Origin of the sequence: Haloferax prahovense DSM 18310 (assembly GCF_000336815.1) — an archaeon.
Classification (GTDB): domain Archaea; phylum Halobacteriota; class Halobacteria; order Halobacteriales; family Haloferacaceae; genus Haloferax; species Haloferax prahovense.
This window is the reverse complement of the sequence record NZ_AOLG01000047.1, coordinates 439356-458934: the sequence shown is the minus strand read 5'-3', so window position 1 is coordinate 458934 and position 19579 is coordinate 439356. Positions and strand designations below refer to the sequence as shown.

The following is a 19579-nucleotide window of genomic DNA, read 5'->3' as shown; positions in this document are numbered from 1 at the left end:
AGATGTGTATAAGAGACAGGGCCATCGGAGAGACCGCGCCGCTCATCATGATCGGCGCGCCGAACGTGCTTTTCAGCCTGCCGACGGAGCTCACTTCGAAGGTGAGCGCCATGCCCCTGCAGGTGTACGCGTGGTCCAGCCTGTTCGCCAGCGAGGACTTCTACACGAAGGCAGTCCCGGCGGGCGTCGTCGTCCTCCTGGCGGTCCTCCTCGCCATGAACTCCATCGCCATCGTCCTGCGCAACAAGTTCGAAAGTGAAAACTGAACACCACCAATGAGCCAAAGAGACAAAGCACCCGAGGGAGAACAGCAAGCCATGAACGGAACAGAGGACCCGACGAACGACGAGATGCTCGTCGAAACCGACGTGAGCGACGGGCTCTCTGCGTCGGAGAGTTCGGTGGGGCGGGACGCCGAGACCGTCATCAGCTCGGATAACATCAACGTCTGGTACGGCGACGACCACGCGCTCACCGACATCTCGATGGACATCCCCGAAAACAGCGTGACCGCCATGATCGGTCCCTCCGGCTGCGGGAAGTCCACGTTCCTCCGCTGTATCAATCGCATGAACGACCTCATCGACGTCGCCCGCGTCGAAGGGGGGCTCACGCTCCGCGGCAAGAACGTCTACGACGACGACGTCGACCCCGTCGCGCTCCGCCGCCGCGTCGGCATGGTGTTCCAGAAGCCGAACCCGTTCCCGAAGAGCATCTACGAGAACGTCGTCTACGGCCTGAAGATTCAGGGCATCGACGCCGACTACGACGAGGTCGTCGAGGAGTCGCTCAAGCGAGCCGCCCTCTGGGACGAGGTGAAAGACCGCCTCCACGAGTCCGGTCTCGATCTCTCGGGCGGTCAACAACAGCGCCTCTGTATCGCCCGCGCCATCGCCACCGACCCCGAGGTGCTGCTTATGGACGAGCCCGCCTCAGCGCTCGACCCCGTGGCGACCTCGCAGATCGAAGACCTCGTCGAGGAACTCGCCGAGGACTACACCGTCGTCATCGTCACCCACAACATGCAACAGGCGGCGCGTATCTCCGACAAGACCGCCGTCTTCCTCACCGGCGGCGAACTCGTCGAGTTCAACGACACCCAGAAAATCTTCGAGAACCCCGAGAGTCAGCGCGTCGAAGACTACATCACCGGCAAGTTCGGATAACCCGCTCTCGCTCGCGCGGTTCGCGGCTCGTTTTGTGCCACGCTCGGTCCGCATCGCCGACCCGACGCCCGCGTTTCGGCGTCGTGTATCGAACACGGTCGTTCGGGACGTATCGGCGGCTCAGTCACCGAAACCATCACAAGGAATTTCACTTCGCCTGCCGGAACGTCACGTATGGCCAGAAACACGTACCAATCTCGCCTCAATCAGCTCGAAGAGGACGTGTTGTATCTCAGCGAACTCGTCTCGGAGCGAGTTCGGTACGCCCTCGACGCGCTCGAAGACAAAGACGAGCGGAAGGCCCAGGAGGTCATCGAGGGCGACCACGAAATCAACCGCATCTACCTCGACTTGGAGCAGGACTGCATCGACCTGCTCGCGCTCCAACAGCCCGTCGCGGGCGACCTGCGATTCATCGCGGCGTCGTTCAAGATAATCACCGACCTCGAACGCATCGGCGACCTCGCGACCAACCTCGCGCAGTACGCCATCGACGCCGAAAACGACGTGTACACGGAAGTCGACATCCGCCGCATCGGCGACGCCGCGCTCGACATGGTCGACCAGGCGATGGACGCCTACGAGACCGAAGACACCGACCTCTGTCAGTCCGTGGCGGAGCGCGACGACAGCCTCGACACGATGTGTGACAACGCGTCGCAGAGTATCGTCCGCGACCTCATGAGCGGCGACGACTTCGAGGGCGACGGCGACCTCGAACCCGAGACCGCCCTCGTCGACGTGCGCCGCCTCCTGCTTACGGTTCGCGACCTCGAACGCATCGGCGACCACGCCGTCAACGTCGCGGCGCGGACGCTCTACATGATAGACAACGACGACTCGCTGCTGTTCTGAGCGCGCGCCACACACCGACGCGTCGCTTCTTTTTCGGGAGATAAGAAGAAAAACCAGACCAACCGACCGCCGACCGTCCGACTTACTGGAAGCCGATACGGCCGCCGTCGCGGGTGTCGGGCGACAGGCCCTCGCGGGAACCGCCCTTGAACTGGTCTTGGATATCCTCGTAGTAGCGCATCAGTTCCTCGGTGATGGTCGGCCGGACCGACTCCATCGCCTTGCGGAAGTGGCGCATCTCGATTTCCTCGGCGTCGGAGTCCTCGCGGAGCGCCTCGATGGCCGCCTCGCGGCAGATGGATTCGAGGTCGGAGCCGACGTAGCCGTCGGTTATCTCCGCGATTTCGCGGAGGCTCACGTCGGGCGCGAGCGGGCTCCGCTGCGTGTGGATATCGAGAATCTGCTCGCGGCCCTCCTCTGCGGGCTGGCCGATGAGGACGAGGCGGTCGAACCGACCCGAGCGGATGAGCGCGGGGTCGATCATGTCCGGGCGGTTCGTCGCCGCGATGACCATGACGTTGCCCGCGTCTTCGAGGCCGTCTAACTCCGTCAGGAGCTGGTTGACGACGCGCTCGGAGACGTTGTTGCCCATGTCGTTGCCGCGGGCGGGGGCGAGTGCGTCAAGCTCGTCGAAGAAGATGATGGTCGGCGAGACCTGCCGCGCCTTGCGGAACGTCTGCCGAATCGCTTTTTCCGACTCGCCGACCCACTTCGACAGCAGCTGCGGGCCGCGCACCGAGATGAAGTTCGCGTTCGTCTCGTTGGCGACGGCCTTCGCTATCAGGGTCTTCCCCGTGCCGGGCGGCCCGTAGAGGAGCACGCCCTTCGGGGCCTCGATGCCCATCCGCTCGAACTTCTCGGGCGTCGTCAGCGGCCACTCGACGCTCTCTTGGACCTTCTGTTTGGGCCCTTCGAGACCGCCCACGTCCTCCCACGTGACCTTGGGAATCTCGACGAGCACCTCGCGCATCGCCGAGGGCTCGACCTCGCCGAGCGCGCCGCCGAAGTCGTCGTTCTTGACGACCATGCGGTCGATGAGGCTCGGCGGGATGTCTTCCCTGTCGAGGTCGATTTCGGGGAGGTAGCGCCGAAGCGCCTTCATCGCGGCTTCCTTCGTCAGCGCCTCGATGTCGGCACCGACGAAGCCGTGGGTGTCGTCGGCGAGGTCGTCGAGGTCGACGTCGTCCGAAAGCGGCATGCCGCGGGTGTGAATCTGGAGGATTTCCTTGCGGCCCTCCTCGTCCGGCACGCCGATTTCGATTTCGCGGTCGAAGCGACCGGGGCGGCGGAGCGCGGGGTCGACCGAGTCAACGCGGTTCGTCGCCGCGATGACGATGACCTGTCCGCGGGCTTCGAGCCCGTCCATCATCGTCAGCAGCTGGGCGACGACCCGGCGTTCGACCTCGCCGGTCACGTCCTCGCGCTTGGGCGCGATGGAATCGAGCTCGTCGATGAAGATGATGCTCGGCGACTCCTCTTTGGCGTCCTCGAATATCTCGCGGAGCTGCTGTTCTGACTCGCCGTAGTACTTCGAGATGATCTCCGGCCCTGCGATAGAGAAGAAACTCGCCGAAGTCTCGTTGGCGACCGCGCGGGCGAGAAGCGTCTTCCCGGTGCCCGGCGGGCCGTGGAGCAACACCCCCTGCGGGGGCTCGATGCCCAGTTTCTTGAATATCTGGGGGTGCTTCATCGGCAGTTCGACCATCTCGCGGACGCGCTGAATCTCGTTGGTCAGCCCGCCGATGTCTTCGTAGGTGATGCCGCCGCCGGCCTTCTCGAAGCCCGAGATGGGCTCCTCGCGGAGTTCGACGTCGGTGTCCTCGGTGACGAGGACGACGCCGTCGGGCTTCGTCTCGACGGCGATGAGCGGAATCGCCTGTCCGGGCGACCGCATGAATGGGTGGTTCGTACTCGACATCACCGGGACGATGTCGCGTTCGACCACGGGCCGCTTGAGAATCTGCCGTTTGACCATGCCGGCCGCGTCGGACCCGAACTGGACGCTCGCCTCTTCGGGCGGCGCCAACACGAGTTTGTCGGCCTTCGTGGCCTCTGCCTTGCGGATGGTGACCCGCTCTCCGATGCCCACGTCGGCGTTCTGCCGAGTGAACCCGTCGATGCGGACCGTATCCGTGTTCCAGTCCTGCCGGTCTGCCCGCCACACCTTCGCGGCGGTCGTTTTTCCTCCCTCTATCTCGATGATGTCTCCCGGCGAGAGCTTGAGATGGAGCAAGGTGTCCGGATCAAGACGGGCGATACCGCGCCCCGAGTCGTTCGGGTACGCTTTCGCCACTTCGAGTTGGACTTCGTTCATGATTACCTCGCGGGGATGCTGATACCTGTGAGAGGCCATCGGATAAGTCCTTCCCCGGTCGGCCCGAGGCACCGTCCTCCCGTGGTTACAGCCTAGCACACCGTAGGGCGGGCGGCTACTAATCCCTACCGACTGGACAGGCGTCGGCGCGTCGATGGCTGGCGTTTTTACCCTCGAACACGACGGTTCACGCATGCGACTCCTCGCGTTCGACGGCCGGATGGGTGCCAGCGGCGACATGCTCCTCGGCGCGCTCGTCGCCGCCGGTGCCGACCCGTCCGTCCTCTCGCCCGTCGAAGACGCCCTCGACGTGACCTACCGCGTCCACGAGGTCGACAAAAACGGCATCCTCGCGACCAAGGTGGACGTGCTCCTCGCGGAGACCGACGGCGGCGACCCCCGCGGCGAGGGCCACGGCGACGACCACCGACGCCTGCGCGCCGACGGCGACGACGGGGGCGACTCCGACAACGACGCTGACGGCGACGGCGAAGACGAGCACAGTCACCAACACCAGTACCGCCACCACGACCACGCTCACGACGGGGAGCACACTCACCACCACGACGACGGCCACGAGCATTCGCACGACGACCACGAACACCACCACTCCCACGACGACCACGAACACCACCACTCCCACGACGACCACACCCACGCCGAAGGTCACGGCCCGCACCGGACCTTCCCCGAGGTCGTCGAACTCGTCGAGTCGATGGACCTGCCCGCGAGCGTCGTCGAGGATGCGACGGCCATCTTCCGCGTGCTCGGAGAGGCAGAAGCCGAGGTCCACGGTACGGACCTCGACGAGACGCACTTCCACGAGGTCGGCGCGGACGACGCCATCGCCGACGTGGTCGGGGTCTGTCTCCTCCTCGACGACCTCGGCGTCGACCGCGTCGTCACCGGCCCGGTCGCCGTCGGCGGCGGCGAGGCCGAGATGAGCCACGGGTCCTACCCGGTCCCCGCGCCCGCCGTGCTCAACATCACCGAGGCGGCCGACTGGTCGGTCCGCGGCGGCCCCGTCGAGGCCGAACTGCTCACCCCCACGGGCGCGGCCATCCTCGCGCACCTCGCCGAGGGCGTCGAGACGCTCCCGTCGATGTCGGTCGAGTCGTCCGGCTACGGGGCCGGCGGCTGGGACTTCCCGGACCGGCCGAACGTCCTCCGCGCGGTCGTCGGCGACGGCGGCTCCCGGCTCGTCCGCGACGAGATTTCCGTCCTCGAGACGAACCTCGACGACGCGACGCCCGAAGTCCTCGGCGGGCTGCAGCAGACCCTGAAGGACGCCGGCGCGCGCGACGTATCAATCGTCCCGACGACGATGAAGAAGTCCCGCCCCGGCCACCTCGTCAAGGTCGTCGTCAAGCCGGAAGACGCCGAGCGCGTCGCCTACCGCCTCGCGGTCGAAACCGGCACGCTCGGAATCCGCGAACACGGGGCGGGGCACCGCTGGACCGCCCGTCGCGAGTTCGAGACGGCGACGCTCGCTGTCGACGGCGACGAGTACGAGGTGAGCGTCAAGGTCGGAAGCGACGCCGACGGCGTCGTCTACGACCGAAGCGCAGAGTACGACGACGCGCTCGCCGTGGCGAACGAGACGGGACTTCCCGTCCGCGAGGTCATGCGCCGCGCCGTGGACGCGGTGGCGTCTAACGACGGTGAATAAGCGATTCGCGAGGCTCACCGTCCGGGAGGATTTGCCGAAAAAGCGGTCGCGGCCGACCCGTCAGGTCACTTCTCGTTGAACTGCGGTCGGGAGTTGAACGGCGCGAACGTCCCCGCGGGGTTGTTCACGTGGACCCACGCGTGGAGGCCCCAGTGGCCGCCGGCGAAGCCCCACATACCGTCGTCGCTGTCGCCGTGGAACAGGTCCGGGAACGGCCCCTCGTACTCTGGCCCTTCGTCGAACAGGTACTCGACCGCGCCGAGGATGAGTTCCTCTTTGCCGTTGCCCTCGTTTTTCCCGTAGACGAGCGCGGCGGGCTTCGTGATATCGACCTCGTCGTCGTAGTTCTCGATGATGTAGTGGTGGTTCACGTAGTGGTAGCCCATGCCCGGCACGAACGGACTGCCGAGGACGTAGCCGTCCGCGATGGCCTTCCGAACGTCGGCGTACTTCGACGTGGCCGCCCGGACCGACGAGAGTTCGCGCTGGAGCGCCCCGCGGTGCGCCGCCACGGGCGAGGCGAACGCGCCGAGCGAGAGCGCGCCGACGCCGAGAGCCTTCAGGTACGTTCGTCGCCCGACTTCGGGGGTGCGTGATGTGCTCATGCGACACGAGATACGCGACGGTAGAACGTAGGTATGAATCGGGCACGGCGCGTCTCATAAACCGAGAGTCGCGTTAATAGCGTTCTTTTCCCTGCCGACCACTCGAACACGGCCCCTCGACCGGTCGCGTAGACACCCGTTAGGCGGCCGTTAACGGCGGCACAACCGCCGACACGGACGCTCACTCCTCGCGCGAGCGGTGTTCGTCCAGCGCTTCGTCGATGCTCAGTTCCCCGCCGGCGACGCGGCGCGCGAGCGCGTCGTCGATGGTGCGGTTGTCGTCGGACGCCTCGCGCGAACGCGCCTTGATGCGCGTGAGTTCGCCCTCGGTCGGCTCTATCTCGCGGGATTCGATGCGCTCGCCGTCCCGGCGGGCGATGTTCACCGCGGCGAGCACGTCACCCATGCCGCGCGCGCCGGTCCCGAGGTACGGCGTCGTTCCGGTCTCGTCGACGAGTTCGACCGCGACGTCGTCGAGGTCGTTGATGAGCTTCGCGCCCTGCAGGCGCGCGCCGTCGCCGATGCGGACCACGGGGTCGACCGCGTCCTCGGTCTCGCGGCGGATGACCTCGACGGCGTCCGAAAGCGGGACGTGGAACGCGGCGACGACCGTCTCACCCGAGAGGACGGCGACGCCGGGTCTGGTTCCGGGGTCGACGCCGACGACGGTCCGTCCGTCGCCGCCGCGGAGGCTCGCGAGCGCCTCGTCGACGGCCCGGCGCACGTCGTCGCCGGTCGCGGTCACGCGGGCCACGTCGCCGTCGGTATCGACGCCGTCGAGGTCGTCGTCCGGGCTGGTGAGGAGGACCCGCGCCCGCTCGGGAAGCGGGTCGCCCGGCTCGACGGTGGTAAAGGCGACTCCTCGGCTCCGGAGTTCGGACACGGCCTCGTGGTAGAGGTCGAAGTCAGCGGTGGCGACGACTATCACGACCCTCCCTTGGCGACGGCGACGAATAAAGCGTCGTGCGCGGGTCGCCCTCGACGGTCGCGGACTGGCACCGAAGCGGCGGCCCGTACCGCGCCGGGCGACCGGGGTCTTTTTCGGCCGGTGGCACCCACCACCTGACGTGACAGAGTCAGTCTCCACCGGGTGCACGGCGCTCGACGACCTCCTCGACGGCGGGTTCGAACGCGGCACCGTCACGCAGGTGTACGGCCCCTCTGCGGCCGGCAAGACCAACGTCGCGCTCTCGGCGGCGGTCCGGGTCGCCGCAGCGGGTGGCACCGTCGTCTACATCGACACCGAGGGGCTGTCGGTCGACCGCTTCCAGCAGCTCGCGGAGGCGGTCGCCCCCGAGGACGTGGAGTCTGTGACCTCGCGGCTGATGATAAGCGAGGCGTACGACTTCGAGGACCAAGAACAGGCCGTCCGCGACGCCGAGGAACTCGCCCCCAACGCCGACCTGATCGTCCTCGACTCCGCGACCGGCTTCTACCGGCTCGAACGGACCGCCGAGGGCGACGGCGGCGAGGCGCTCCGTCGGGTCGCCCGGCAGGTCACGCACCTGCTGTCGCTCGCGCGCAAACACGACCTCGCGGTCGTCCTGACGAATCAGGTGTACTCCGACCCCGACACCGACCGGACGCGGGCGCTCGGCGGCCACACCCTCGAACACTGGACCGGCACCGTCGTCCGCCTCGACCGCTTCCGCGGCGGCAACCGCCGGGCGACGCTCGAAAAACATCGCGCGAAACCCGCCGGGGAGACGGCGACGTTCAAGATAACGGACCGCGGGCTCTCGGCGACTGAAGTGTAGAAAAAGGTCGACGCGGCCGGGCGGACGACCCGGCCCAATCCTGCTCCTGTGTTCCGTTCGCGTTTCGATTTCGGGCGTACCGGTGTGTCCGGTGCGTCGGCGTTACAGCTCGTTCAGCTTCCGGAGGAGCTGACCGCGGTAGCGCTCGTCGGCCTCGAAGCCCTTGACTTCGAGCACGTTGCGTTCGAGCTTATCGAGCGCGACGTGGAACGCGTGTTCCGCGCCGTAGCCCTCGCCGCTGCCGGCCAGTTGGCCGTGGCTCGTGCGGAGCCGAATCTGGCACTGGATGAGCGGCGTGCCGCGGAGCTTCTCCTTGTGCTCGTGGAAGCGGACGTGGGCGTGGAGCACGCTCATCCGCTGGTACTTGTCAGCCACCTCGGTGATGGCCGAGTTGATGTCGGCGCGGCTCAGCGTTTCGAGGAGGCCGATGTTCGTGACCTGCACGTCCATCTGCTCTTCTTCGGTGTAGGTGAGCGCGCGGAGCACGTCGGTCTTGGTCACCACGCCGAGGACCTCGCCGTCGTCGTCGGCAGGCGTGACGACGAGCCCGGCGATGTCGTGTTCCAGCATGCGCGCGACCGCGTCGCGGACGCTCTCTTCGGGCGTCGCCGTGCGCGCCGGGCTGGTCATGAGGTCGTAGACCGGGAGGTCGAGCATCCGGTCGGTGTCGCCGCGGCGGTCCTGTTTGCCCTGCCGACCCTCGTCGCGCACCATGAACTCGACGAGGTCGTAGGTGGTCAGGATGCCCGCGAGGCGGCCGTCCGGGTCGACGACCGGCAGCCGCGAGACGCCGTGTTCGCGGAGGCGGTTGATGGCCTGTCCGAGGTGGTCGCGCTCGCCGATGGTGACCACGTCGTCGGTGTAAATCTGCTCGACGGTCAGCGCGTCGAGGTTGTCGAGGACGGCCTCGAGGATGGCGTCCTGCGTGATGATGCCGTACTGTTTTTCGCCCTCGTAGACCGGCGCGACCTTCGTGTTGCCCTCGACGAGCATGCGCGCGACCTCGCGCACGTTCTCGTGACGGTCTATCTTGGGGACGGCCTTCGTCAGCGCGGCCGCTTTGGTGTTGTCTTCGACGTGCGAGTTGATGAGCTGCTTCTCACCGATGACGCCCGCGTACTCGCCGTCGTCCTGGACGATGATGCCTTTAGGGTTTTCCCGCTCGAAGATGGAGCGGACCTTGCCTAATCGCTCGTCAACGTCGACCTCGATGAAATCAGGAGTGGCGATATCAGCAATATCCATAATACATCCTTACATACAACGCCGCTTCTCTTGAAGGTTCGTCCCGTTTCCACCCGCGAGGAAGGACCGAAATCGCAAGGCCACGACGGGGCTGAAGGGTGGAATTCCGACGACAGACGGCCTGTGCTTATTGGTAACACTATTCTCACGCTGAATATCGTCGTTTCTCGCCGACGCGTCGACCGTGAACGGTGCGCGCGGCCGAATACTGTAACTCAGTTGCCATTCTCTCACAGGCGAGTTTGGGGACACCCCCGCCTCGATTCCCGGTCGAGATCGGACTAGATGAATTCGGGATATGCCGGTAGTTCGGGCCTAACCGGTCGAATTCGCACATCTAGTCGCTCCATACTTACAGCCGTTCCTACCGTTCAGTATTTCCAGAGAATGGCGTCTCCTGACAAGAACTCCCAGACTGACCGCCGCGATGGCGAAGAATCGTTCCGAGCAGACGGTGCCGGCACCGCCGAACTGGTCCCCACGACCGGTCTGGAGGCGATGGCCGCCCGCGCGAGTGAACTACCGGTCCCCGCGTCGGACCGCATCGAATACGGCCCCGTCGAAGACCTCACCGACGACGAAGCGGCGGACGAAGACCGCCCGGAAACGCTCCGGGAGGCCGTCCTCCGCGAGGTGAAGGCGTTCTTCGCCGAAATCGACGACGAGACGGCGTTCGCGCCGACGCCCTCGGAGGCGTTCATCGAAGACCAGTTCTTCGACTTCTCGTTCCTCGAGGGCGTCGAGGCCGTCGAACACTACTGGGTGAACAAGCCCTTCGCGTTCGTCTCCATCCTGTACGACCACGAGAAGCGCGAACACCAGTACCACGTGAGCGAACCGCGTCTCGACGACTTCGAGGACTTCGTGCGCGACGACCTGACGAAGATTCTGCGCAACAGCCTCCTGTACCGCGACCTCGACGCCGACGGCGACCGCGAGGACGTGTTCGACGACGAGGCCCGCGAGATAATCACCGAACACGCGGCGACGGTCGAAGAAGGGTCGCTCTGGAAGCTGTTTTACTTCCTGCTCCGCGACTTCATCCACTTCGGCCGCATCGACCCCGTGATGCGGGACCCCGGCATCGAAGACATCTCCTGTGACGGCGACGACGTTCCCGTCTACGTCTTCCACAGCGTCTACCGGGACGTGCCGACGAACGTCGTCTTCGACGACGGCGACCTCTCGTCGTTCACCATCCGCCTCGCGCAACGCGCGGGCAAGCAGGTCACCGTCTCCGACCCGCTCGTGGACGCGAGCCTCCCGGACGGCTCCCGCGTCCAGTTGACCCTCGGCTCGGACATCGCCACCCGCGGGTCGAACTTCACCATCCGGAAGTTCTCGGACGTGCCGCTGTCGCCGGTCGACCTCGTGCGCTGGAACACCTTCAGCGTCGAGCAGATGGCGTACTTCTGGCTCGCCATCGAGAACAACCGGTCGCTCATCTTCGCGGGCGGCACGGGCTCCGGGAAGACCACCTCGATGAACGCGGTGTCCTTCTTCGTCCCCGGCCACGCGAAGGTCGTCTCCATCGAGGACACGCGCGAAATCACTCTCCCGCACGACAACTGGATTCAGTCCGTCACCCGCGACACGTTCACGGCCGACGGCCGCGGCGAGGTGTCGATGTACGCGCTCCTGCAGGCCGCGCTTCGACAGCGCCCCGAGTACCTGCTGGTCGGTGAGATTCGCACGGAAGAACGCGTCGCCCTGACGTTCTTCCACTCCATCGCCACGGGCCACACCGCGTACACGACGTTCCACGCCGACTCCTCGGAGGGCGTGGTCCACCGCATGCGCAACGAGCCCCTCGGCGTGCCGGCCCAGATGCTCTCGGACCTCGACATCATCTCGGTCCAAAAGCAGATTCACCTTGACGGCGACCGCACCCGCCGGAACATCGCCGTCACCGAAATCGCCGGCGTCGACGACGACGGCGAGGTCGAACTCCGCGACGTGTTCAAGCGCAACCCCGAGAACGACGCCCACGAGCGCGTCGGCGACTCGGTCGTCCTCGACGAAATCGCCGCCGAGCGCGGCTGGACGGCCGCCGACCTGCAGTACGAACTCGACGTTCGCGCCGACGTGCTCCGGTACATCGCCGCCTCCGGCGTCGACGACTACCTGACGGTCTCCGCGATGATTCGCCGCTTCGAGCGCGACCGCGAAGGCCTCCTCGCGCACGTCTACGCCGAGACCTCGCTGGTCTCCGTCGACGAGGGCGACGAGGACGACGCCGCGGGGGACGACCTCGACGACGACGAAATCGAGGTCTCGCCCGAGACCGAGCGCCTGCTCGCTGACCTGTTCGACATCGAGTTGGACGACGGCGCGGACGGCGACGGCGACGCTGACGCTGACGCTGCCGCCGATGGCTGGGAAGTCGTCGGCGACGACGATGCCGATACCGTCGCTGACGACGCCTCGGACGCTGACGACTCCGAAGTCGTCGACAGCGACGACGACGCCACCGAGTTCGACGATATCGTGGAGGCTGGCCCCGCGCCGGCCGATGACGCCTCGGACGCGGACGAAGCCGTGAGCGACGACGACGACCGGGAGGCCGACGATGCCCGCTGACTCGTCGTCCTCGGTTCCCCTGCCCGACTACGAGGTCGAGCAGTACTTCCCGCGCGAACACTTCGACGAGTCGCCCGAGGAGGTCAAGCGGCTCCGCCAGCGCTACGGGTACGTCCGCACGTACTTCAAGCGTAACCCGGCGGGCCACCGCGACCTCCAGCGCTGGCTGAACCAGACCCGCGTGGGTACGACCTACGACCTGTACCTCACGCAGTCGCTCAAACTGGCGTTCGTCACCGCGGTGTTCGGCTCGCTCGTCGGGCTCGCGCTCACGTTCGTCCTCGCCCGCATGGGCGTGCTGGCGAACGCGTCGAGCCCCGTGAGCTTCGGCATCGCGGCGCAGTACGTCGTTCCCCTGCTCCCCTACAAGGTGCCCATCCTCGGCGCGGCCGTCGTCGCCCTCGTCGGCGGATTGGCGGCCGCCGGGACCTACTACGCCCGGTACTACCTCCCCAAGAGCCGCGCCGAGATGCGCGGCCGGAGCATCGACATCCTGCTCCCGCACGCCATCGTCTACATGTACGCGCTCAGCCACGGCGGGATGAGCTTCCTCGAAGTCATCCGCTCTGTCGCCGACGCGCCCGACTACGGCGAGGTGTCCAGCGAGTTCGAGATGATTGCCCGCGATATGGACCTGTTCGGCAACGACCTGTTCACGGCGCTCCGCAACTCGCGGAACCTGACGCCGTCGATCAACTTCGAACAGTTCCTCGACGACCTCCTTTCGGTCCTCGACTCCGGCGGCGACGTGGCCGCCTTCCTCGACCGCGAGTCCGCGACGTACCTCGAAGAGGCCCGCGACGAGCAGGAGGACTTCATCGAGACGCTGTCGATGCTCTCTGAGGTGTTCGTCGCCGCGTTCGTCGCCGCGCCGCTCTTGCTCATCGTCACCCTGATGGTCATCAGCTTCCTCGGCGGCGACACGCTCGTCCAGCTGTACGCCCTGAACTACCTCATCTTCCCGCTGGGGATGGCGTTGTTCCTGCTCCTCGTGGACGTGCTCTCCTCGCCGTACACGCAGGACACGGTCCGGACGAAACACGACGTGACCGTCCTCGAAGAGATTCGGACGGTCGTGGCCAACTTCCTCGGCGCGATGCGCCGCGAAGTCCAGCGCGCCCGCGAGGCCCGCTGGGGCGGTGACGGCGTCGCCTCCGACGGCGGCTTCGTCGACGAGCGACTCGACGACTACCGCCGGGAAAACGCGGTGTACGAGCTTCGGACGCTCGTCGGCGACCCGCTCGACATCATGCGCCGCCAGCCGTACCTCTCGGCCGTCGTCACGGTGCCTCTCGCGCTCCTGTCGGTCGTCGGCGTCCTCGTGCTCGGCCTCGCGACGCCGACGCTCGACGCCATGCTCGCGAACCCGTACAACACGACGGTCTGGTTCGTCGTCCTCCCGTTCGCCATCGTCGCGGTCCCCCTGACGGTCTTCCACGAGCTTCGGACCCGCCGCGAGCGCACGCTCGAACGGCGCTTCCCCGACACGCTGAACCTGCTGTCGAGCGCCAACCAGATGGGTATCTCGCTGGTCGAGGCGCTCGCGCTCGTCTCCCGGTGGTCGAACGGCGCGCTCGCGGACGAACTCCGCGCGCTCCGCAACGACATCCACTGGAACCACGACGCTCACTCGGCGCTCATGGCGTTCGCCAGCCGGCTCAACGTCCCGCAGCTCTCGCGGGTCATCCGGCTCATCGCCAGCGGCGGCCGCACCAGCGGCGACCTCTCGCGCGTCCTCAGCGTCGCCGCGGAGGACACCCGCAACCGGTACAAGCTCGAAAAGTCCCGCCGTCGCGCGATGGGTTCGTACATCGCCATCGTCGTCATCGGGTACTTCGTCTACCTGTTCGTCATCCTGATGCTCGGTGCGAGCTACCTCGGCCCCCTCGCCGAGATGACCGGGCCGTCGGCGTCCGCGTCGATGGACGGACAGTCGCTCCCCATCGGCATCTCGTCGGTGCCGCTGGCGAACTTCCACGTGGTGTTCTTCCACTCCGCGCTGATTCAGGCGGTCGGAAGCGGACTCCTCGCCGGAAAACTGGCAGACAACAGCGCCCTCAGCGGACTGAAGTACGCCCTCGGACTGTCCGCGCTGGCGCTCGTCGCCTTCGCACTGGTGTAAGGCCATGACTCACAACACTCCCAATCAACACACGCAATCGCCCCTCAGGCACGTACTGCGCGGGTTCGTCGCGGGCGAGGCCCGCCGCGGCTCGCACCTCCGCGGTGACCGCCGCGGAGCCTCGGCCATCCTCGGCACGATGCTCGCGTTCGCGCTCGTCGTCTCGCTCGTCGCGATGGTGCAGGTTTCGGCGGTCCCCGCGTGGAACCAACAGACCGAATTCGAACACCTCACCGCGGCCGAGACCGACTTCGCCGCGTTCGACGAGAGCGTCGCCAAGGCCGTCGACGGCCGGCAGACCCGCGCGACCCTCGACGCCGGCGTCGACTACCCGACCCGCGCGCTGTTCGTCTCGCCCGCGGCCGGTTCCGGTTCGCTCCGGACGACCGACCCCGCGACGGCCCGCATCTCCGGCGCGGTCGCGACCGGCGAGACCGGCACCTACTGGGACGGCTCCGAACACGCGTTCGACACCCAGCAGTTCGTCTACCGACCCGACTACCGGTACCTCCAGAGCGAACCCTCGCTCGTCCACGAGGGGACCGCGCAGTACACCGCCTACGGCGGCGGCGAAGTCGGTGCGACCCAGTCGCTCGTCGACGGGACCAAGGTGTCTCTCGTCTTCCTCGAAGGCGACATCGACACCGCGACGGGCGAGGCGACGACCTTCAGCGTCGTCCCCCTGAGCGCCGGCACCGACTACATCACGGTCACCGACGCGGGCACGCCCATCTCCATCTCGGTCCCCACTCGGCTCTCCGAAGACACGTGGCGCGACCTGCTGGCCGACGAACCCAACGTCCGCTCTATCGCCTACGCGACCGGAGCCGACTACAACACCCTGACGGTCGAACTCGCGCCCGGCAAGACGTACGACCTGCGGCTCTCGCGGGTCGGCATCGACACCCCCGGCGCGCTCCAAGAGCCCGCCTACATCGTCGACGTCGAGGGCGACAACGCCGTCGTCCCGCCCGGTGCGACCCACCGGGCCGTCGTCGAGGTCCGCGACGCGCAGAACAACCCCGTCCCCAACGCGGTCGTCAAGGCCAGCCCCGGCCTGACCGCCGAGAGCGGGCGCATCGTCGCGCGCGACACCGGAACCATCTCGACCGTCACCGACGGCGACGGCCGCGCGACGTTCGTCTACACCGCGACGAGCAGCGTCGACGGCGTCGTCTCCGACGAGTTCGACGTGGTCGTCGAGGACTCCGCGGGCGCGAACGTCGACCGCGTGACCTTCGACGTGCAGCTCCGCGAGGGCGGCGTCACCGACCCGCTCCGCGGGCTCGTGGCCGCCATCGGCGACCCCGGCTTCGTCTACGCTGACGTGGACGGCAACGGCGAGTTCGACGGCGCGGACTACCGCGTCAACAACACCGGCACGGGCGGCGACATCGTCTACGACGCCGGCTCCGACCGGCTCGTCGTCCCGCCGAGCGTCCGAACCATCGTCTCCGACGAGGACATCACCCTCGCGGGCGACGGGGTCTCGCTCCACGTCGACGTCGTCGCGACCGGCTCGAACAGTCGAATCGACATCGACGCCGGAAGCGGCTCTCTGGCCGCGGTCGGCGTGAGCGTCACCTCGGTCTCGGGCAAGAACATCGACGTGACCGCGGGAGACGAAATCGACCTCTCCGGCGCGTCGGTCACGCAGGGCAGCAACGCCGACCTCACCATCGAGGCCGGCGGCGACATCGACCTCGACAACGCCGGGGTGACGCTCACGCAGGATCGCAACCTCCTCGCTGTCACCTCGACGAACGGCTTCGTCAGCGCCCGGAGCGCCGACATCAGCGGGAAAGGCGACGTCCGCATCGACGGCGCGGACGGCGTCGACCTCGCCGGGGCCGGCCTCTCGGGCGTCAAGGACAACGCCGACCTCGAAATCGACTCCGCCCGCGGCGGCGTCAACCTCAACGGCGTGGTCATGCTCGGCGACGGCGACATCCTCGTCGACGCCGAGGGCAACATCTTCGTCGTCGGCGCGAACATCGCCTCGGCGAAGACGGACGTGGAGATAACCTCCGACAGCGGCATGGTCAGCGGCCGCGAGGCCGCCATCTCCGCCGAGGACGACGTGGTCATCACCGCGGCGACCCGCATCTACCTCCCCGACTCCGCCATCGAGGACGAGGACTCGCCCGAACTGAACGCGCCCGACGTGGAGGTCTGAGCCGTGTCTCGCCTCTCTCTGGACTCTCGCGGCGTGTCCGAAATCCTCGGGCTCGTCTTCGCGTTCGGCCTCATCGTGTCGGTCATCGCCATGGTCCAACTCGCGGGCACGCCCGTCTGGACCGCCGGCGACGAAGCCGACCACAGCGCCAGCGTCTCGACCGACCTCGCGTCGCTCGACTCGCAGGTGTTCCGCGCCTCCGGCGTCGACGCCGGCAGCCGCGTCGCGGTCGACTCCGACGTGTCGTACCCCGAGCGCTACCTCGTGGTCTCACCGCCCGACAGCGTCGGGACGTTCCGGGTCGACGGCGCGGACGCCGTGACCGTCACGGGCGTCTCCGCGGTCGGCCCCGAGCGGGTCTTCTGGAACGGCTCGACGCACACCTACGCGACCGGGGCCATCGTCTACGAACCCGACTACGCCGAGCGCGACGAGGCCCGGATGGTGCTCGAAAGCGGCGTCTCGTACCTCGAAACCGACGGAACCCCCGTCGTCCACCGCCAGTCGCTCGTCCGCGGCACGACCGTCACGCTCGTCTTCTTCGAAGGCGACCTCGACGGCCACACGACCGCCGGCGACACCGTGGCGCTCGCGCCCGTCTCCGTCCGCACCGAGTCGCTACCCGTCTACAGCGCCACCGACCCGGTTCGCATCTCGGTGCCGACCTACCTCTCGGAGGACGCGTGGGTCGACCTCATGGCCGAGGAACCCCACGCGCGGGTCGTCTCCTACACCTCCAGCGGCGACCACGCGGTCGTCACTATCGAACTCGACGCGGGCGTCCGCTACGACTTCCGCGTCGCTCGCCTCGGCGTCGGCGAGGCTGTCGAACCCGACCCCGCCGCCTACGCCGTCGCGGTCGAAGGCGAGGACGCCGCGGTCCCCTCCGGCGGCCGCGAGACGCTCGTCGTCCGCGCGTTCGACCGGTACGGCGCGCCCGCCGCGGGCGCGACGCTGACCGTCGCATCGCCGACCTCGCTCGGCGGCACCGTCGCCCCCACCGACGGGGCGACCGCCGTCACCGACGAGTCGGGCCGCGCGAGCTTCACGTACACCGCGCCCGACGGCGTGACCGAAATCGAACACGACACGGTCACCGTCACCCTCGACGGGGCGTCCGGCCCCGGCGCGACGGTCACCTTCCCGCTGGAAGTCCGCGGGATGGGCGAGACCTACGAGGTCAGAAACGTCGTCACCTCGACGCCGACTCCGACGCCCACTCCAACGCCGACGCCGTCACCAACGCCAACACCCACGCCGACCCCGACGCCGGAGCCCGAAGATGACTTCACCATCGACGACGGCGAGGTCGTCCCCTCCGACGACTTCACGGGCGAGTTCGAACTGCTCGGCAGCGCCATCAAGAACGGGCGGTACGACGTGCCCGTCTCCGTCACCTTCGTCGTCGACGGCGAGTCCCACAGCCCGTTCGACTGGAACAACGTGAACGACGGCGCGTCGCGCTCGTTCAACGTGGCGGGCGACGCAGGCGACGGCCTCTCCATCGTCGCCGCCGCCGAGGGCTACGTCACGGCCGACTCGTCGGTCGACCACCGGCAGGTCGCGGTCCTCCGCGACGGCGACCCGGTGCCGGACATAAAAGGCTACAACGGACAGGACGACGCCGCCGAGTTCGTCGCCCCCTACATCAGCGACGACGGACAGACGATGGAACTCGACAGCAACCAAGCCATCTTCCTGTTCGAACTCGGCACGACGAACACGAACAGCAACGCCTTCGACATGCAGGACGTGGTCATCCTCGTGACCCTCTGGGAGGACGACTGAGTAGGCCGACTCACCTCCGCCGCGCTCGTCAGGAGCGCCAACCCCATTCTTCGGTCTTTTTTCCCGCCGGGTTCGCACGACCGCCGTATCGTTAACACCCGCGTCGCCGTAGGGTCTCGCATGTCGTTCGACCCGGACCGCGTCTCGACGGTCACGTTCGACTCGTACAGCACCCTCGTGGACGTCGACGCCGCCGAGAAGGCGCTCGCCGAGCGCGTCGACGACCCCGAGCCCGTCTCGAGGCTCTGGCGGTCGCGGTCGCTCGAATACACCTTCGTCGGCAACCACATCGACGAGTACGAGCCCTTCTACGAGGTCAACCGCGCGGCGCTCCAGTACGCGCTGGAGGCCCACGACGCGTCGGTCTCGGCGACCGAGCGCGACGAGATTCTCTCGGTCTACCACGAACTCGACGTGTTCGACGACGTGCGCGACGCGGTCGGCCGCCTCCGCGACGCCGGCTACGACTGCTACGTCGTCTCGAACGGGAACCCGGAGATGCTCGACTCGATGGTCGACCACGCCGACATCCGCGACCTCCTCGACGGCGTCGTCAGCGCCGACGAGGTCGGAGTGTTCAAACCCGACGCGGAACTCTACCGCCACGCGGCCGCCCGCACCGGGACGCCCATCGACGAAATCGCCCACGCGACCGCCGGCTGGTTCGACGTGATGGGGGCCCAACACGCCGGGATGCAGGGCGTCTGGGTCGACCGGAAGGACTCGCCGTGGGAACCGTTCGGACCGGAGCCGGACCTCTCTGTCTCCGACCTCACGGCGCTCGTCGACACGCTCGTCGGCGACGAAAGCGGGACGGCGGACTGACCCCACGGCTCGCACCCGCTCGCGGGAACCGCGCGCCAGGTGCTCACAATACTATTGTCGCTGGCCGTTCATCTAGTTGGATGGAACGCCGGCGCGTGAAAGGCGGAATCTTGGCCGCTATCGGGTTCGTTCTGTCCCCGCTTTCGTGGTGGAACGACCTCGTGGTCAACCTCCCGCTGGCCTACGCGTTCGGCGTCACGGTGAGTCTCGTCTCCAGAAGCTGGTTTCTCCCGGGTGTCGTCGCCGGCTACTGGCTGACGAACGTGGTCGGCTTCGTCCTGCTCCACAAGGGCGCTGTCGACGCGGTGTCCGCCGAATCGCATCCATATACGACCCGACGGTTCGCCAAGGACTTCGCCATCTCTATCGGTTACACTGCGCTCGTGGTCCTGTTGGTCTGGTTCGGTTTCCTCACCGTTCCCGACGGCCTGCTCGCGGCGCTCGGTCGGTGACTGCTGCCGGGTCGGTCGGACCGGC

General features: G+C 67.3%; 14 protein-coding genes and 1 pseudogene. 11 read left to right on the top strand and 4 right to left on the bottom strand.

The features are described from left to right. From C457_RS14110 to phoU, 3 genes and pseudogenes are all read left to right on the top strand, one after another. A pseudogene (locus C457_RS14110) lies at positions 1–266 on the top strand (phosphate ABC transporter permease PstA); the annotation flags it as partial. Between the two features lie 51 nt (positions 267–317). After that, complete coding sequence (gene pstB, locus C457_RS14105) at positions 318–1166, top strand: phosphate ABC transporter ATP-binding protein PstB (protein ID WP_004975356.1); 849 nt, start codon at positions 318–320, stop codon at positions 1164–1166. Positions 1167–1340: 174 nt separating this feature from the next. Further along, on the top strand, positions 1341–2021 hold the full coding sequence (gene phoU / locus C457_RS14100) for a phosphate signaling complex protein PhoU (RefSeq protein ID WP_008095611.1): 681 nt from the start codon (positions 1341–1343) through the stop codon (positions 2019–2021). Positions 2022–2103: 82 nt separating this feature from the next. Here phoU and C457_RS14095 read toward each other — a convergent pair whose 3' ends face one another. Continuing rightward, positions 2104–4335 (bottom strand): CDC48 family AAA ATPase, encoded by a 2232-nt coding sequence (locus tag C457_RS14095; protein WP_004975353.1) that lies wholly within the window; start codon positions 4333–4335, stop codon positions 2104–2106. Between the two features lie 193 nt (positions 4336–4528). Between C457_RS14095 and larC the strand changes: the two genes are divergently transcribed. Continuing rightward, positions 4529–6004, top strand: coding sequence for a nickel pincer cofactor biosynthesis protein LarC (gene larC / locus C457_RS14090; protein ID WP_008095608.1), 1476 nt, complete (start codon positions 4529–4531; stop codon positions 6002–6004). 65 nt (positions 6005–6069) lie between these two features. Here the strand turns inward: larC and C457_RS14085 are convergent, their stop codons facing one another. Continuing rightward, the gene (locus C457_RS14085) at positions 6070–6609 is read right to left on the bottom strand and encodes a hypothetical protein (protein WP_008095606.1); all 540 of its coding nucleotides are present in this window, start codon (positions 6607–6609) and stop codon (positions 6070–6072) included. Positions 6610–6790: 181 nt separating this feature from the next. Beyond that, positions 6791–7537 carry a hypothetical protein gene (locus C457_RS14080; RefSeq protein WP_008095604.1) on the bottom strand — a complete coding sequence of 249 codons (747 nt, stop codon included), beginning with the start codon at positions 7535–7537 and terminating at the stop codon, positions 6791–6793. A gap of 139 nt (positions 7538–7676) precedes the next feature. On the opposite strand from C457_RS14080, the gene radB reads away from it, so the two are divergent. Continuing rightward, on the top strand, positions 7677–8366 hold the full coding sequence (gene radB, locus C457_RS14075; RefSeq protein WP_008095603.1) for a DNA repair and recombination protein RadB: 690 nt from the start codon (positions 7677–7679) through the stop codon (positions 8364–8366). A gap of 102 nt (positions 8367–8468) precedes the next feature. Here radB and C457_RS14070 read toward each other — a convergent pair whose 3' ends face one another. Further along, entirely contained in the window at positions 8469–9611 is a 1143-nt protein-coding gene (locus C457_RS14070; RefSeq protein ID WP_008095601.1) for a CBS domain-containing protein, read from the bottom strand. A 387-nt stretch (positions 9612–9998) separates the two neighbouring features. Between C457_RS14070 and C457_RS14065 the strand changes: the two genes are divergently transcribed. The 6 genes from C457_RS14065 (at position 9999) to C457_RS14040 (ending at position 19554) form a co-directional block, all read left to right on the top strand. Then, positions 9999–12191, top strand: coding sequence for a type II/IV secretion system ATPase subunit (locus C457_RS14065; RefSeq protein ID WP_008095600.1), 2193 nt, complete (start codon positions 9999–10001; stop codon positions 12189–12191). Beyond that, on the top strand, positions 12181–14313 hold the full coding sequence (locus C457_RS14060; protein ID WP_008095598.1) for a type II secretion system F family protein: 2133 nt from the start codon (positions 12181–12183) through the stop codon (positions 14311–14313). Before C457_RS14065 ends, C457_RS14060 begins: the two co-directional genes overlap by 11 nt. A 4-nt stretch (positions 14314–14317) precedes the next feature. Next, positions 14318–16489, top strand: coding sequence for a hypothetical protein (locus C457_RS14055; RefSeq protein WP_049913600.1), 2172 nt, complete (start codon positions 14318–14320; stop codon positions 16487–16489). A gap of 3 nt (positions 16490–16492) precedes the next feature. After that, the gene (locus C457_RS14050) at positions 16493–18277 is read left to right on the top strand and encodes an Ig-like domain-containing protein (RefSeq protein ID WP_008095595.1); all 1785 of its coding nucleotides are present in this window, start codon (positions 16493–16495) and stop codon (positions 18275–18277) included. Positions 18278–18397: 120 nt separating this feature from the next. Next, positions 18398–19102, top strand: a complete 705-nt coding sequence (locus C457_RS14045; RefSeq protein ID WP_008095594.1) for a haloacid dehalogenase type II — start codon at positions 18398–18400, stop codon at positions 19100–19102. 80 nt (positions 19103–19182) lie between these two features. Next, complete coding sequence (locus C457_RS14040; RefSeq protein WP_008095593.1) at positions 19183–19554, top strand: hypothetical protein; 372 nt, start codon at positions 19183–19185, stop codon at positions 19552–19554. Positions 19555–19579: the final 25 nt, after the last annotated feature.

Excerpts from the sequence above, each read along its gene's own strand:
- C457_RS14055 (WP_049913600.1), top strand. The coding sequence starts at position 14,318 with ATGACTCACAACACTCCCAATCAACACACGCAATCGCCCCTCAGGCAC.
- pstB (WP_004975356.1), top strand. The coding sequence starts at position 318 with ATGAACGGAACAGAGGACCCGACGAACGACGAGATGCTCGTCGAAACC.
- phoU (WP_008095611.1), top strand. The coding sequence starts at position 1,341 with ATGGCCAGAAACACGTACCAATCTCGCCTCAATCAGCTCGAAGAGGAC.
- larC (WP_008095608.1), top strand. The coding sequence starts at position 4,529 with ATGCGACTCCTCGCGTTCGACGGCCGGATGGGTGCCAGCGGCGACATG.
- C457_RS14070 (WP_008095601.1), bottom strand. The coding sequence starts at position 9,611 with ATGGATATTGCTGATATCGCCACTCCTGATTTCATCGAGGTCGACGTT.
- C457_RS14060 (WP_008095598.1), top strand. The coding sequence starts at position 12,181 with ATGCCCGCTGACTCGTCGTCCTCGGTTCCCCTGCCCGACTACGAGGTC.
- C457_RS14095 (WP_004975353.1), bottom strand. The coding sequence starts at position 4,335 with ATGAACGAAGTCCAACTCGAAGTGGCGAAAGCGTACCCGAACGACTCG.
- C457_RS14040 (WP_008095593.1), top strand. The coding sequence starts at position 19,183 with ATGGAACGCCGGCGCGTGAAAGGCGGAATCTTGGCCGCTATCGGGTTC.
- C457_RS14045 (WP_008095594.1), top strand. The coding sequence starts at position 18,398 with ATGTCGTTCGACCCGGACCGCGTCTCGACGGTCACGTTCGACTCGTAC.
- C457_RS14065 (WP_008095600.1), top strand. The coding sequence starts at position 9,999 with ATGGCGTCTCCTGACAAGAACTCCCAGACTGACCGCCGCGATGGCGAA.
- C457_RS14085 (WP_008095606.1), bottom strand. The coding sequence starts at position 6,609 with ATGAGCACATCACGCACCCCCGAAGTCGGGCGACGAACGTACCTGAAG.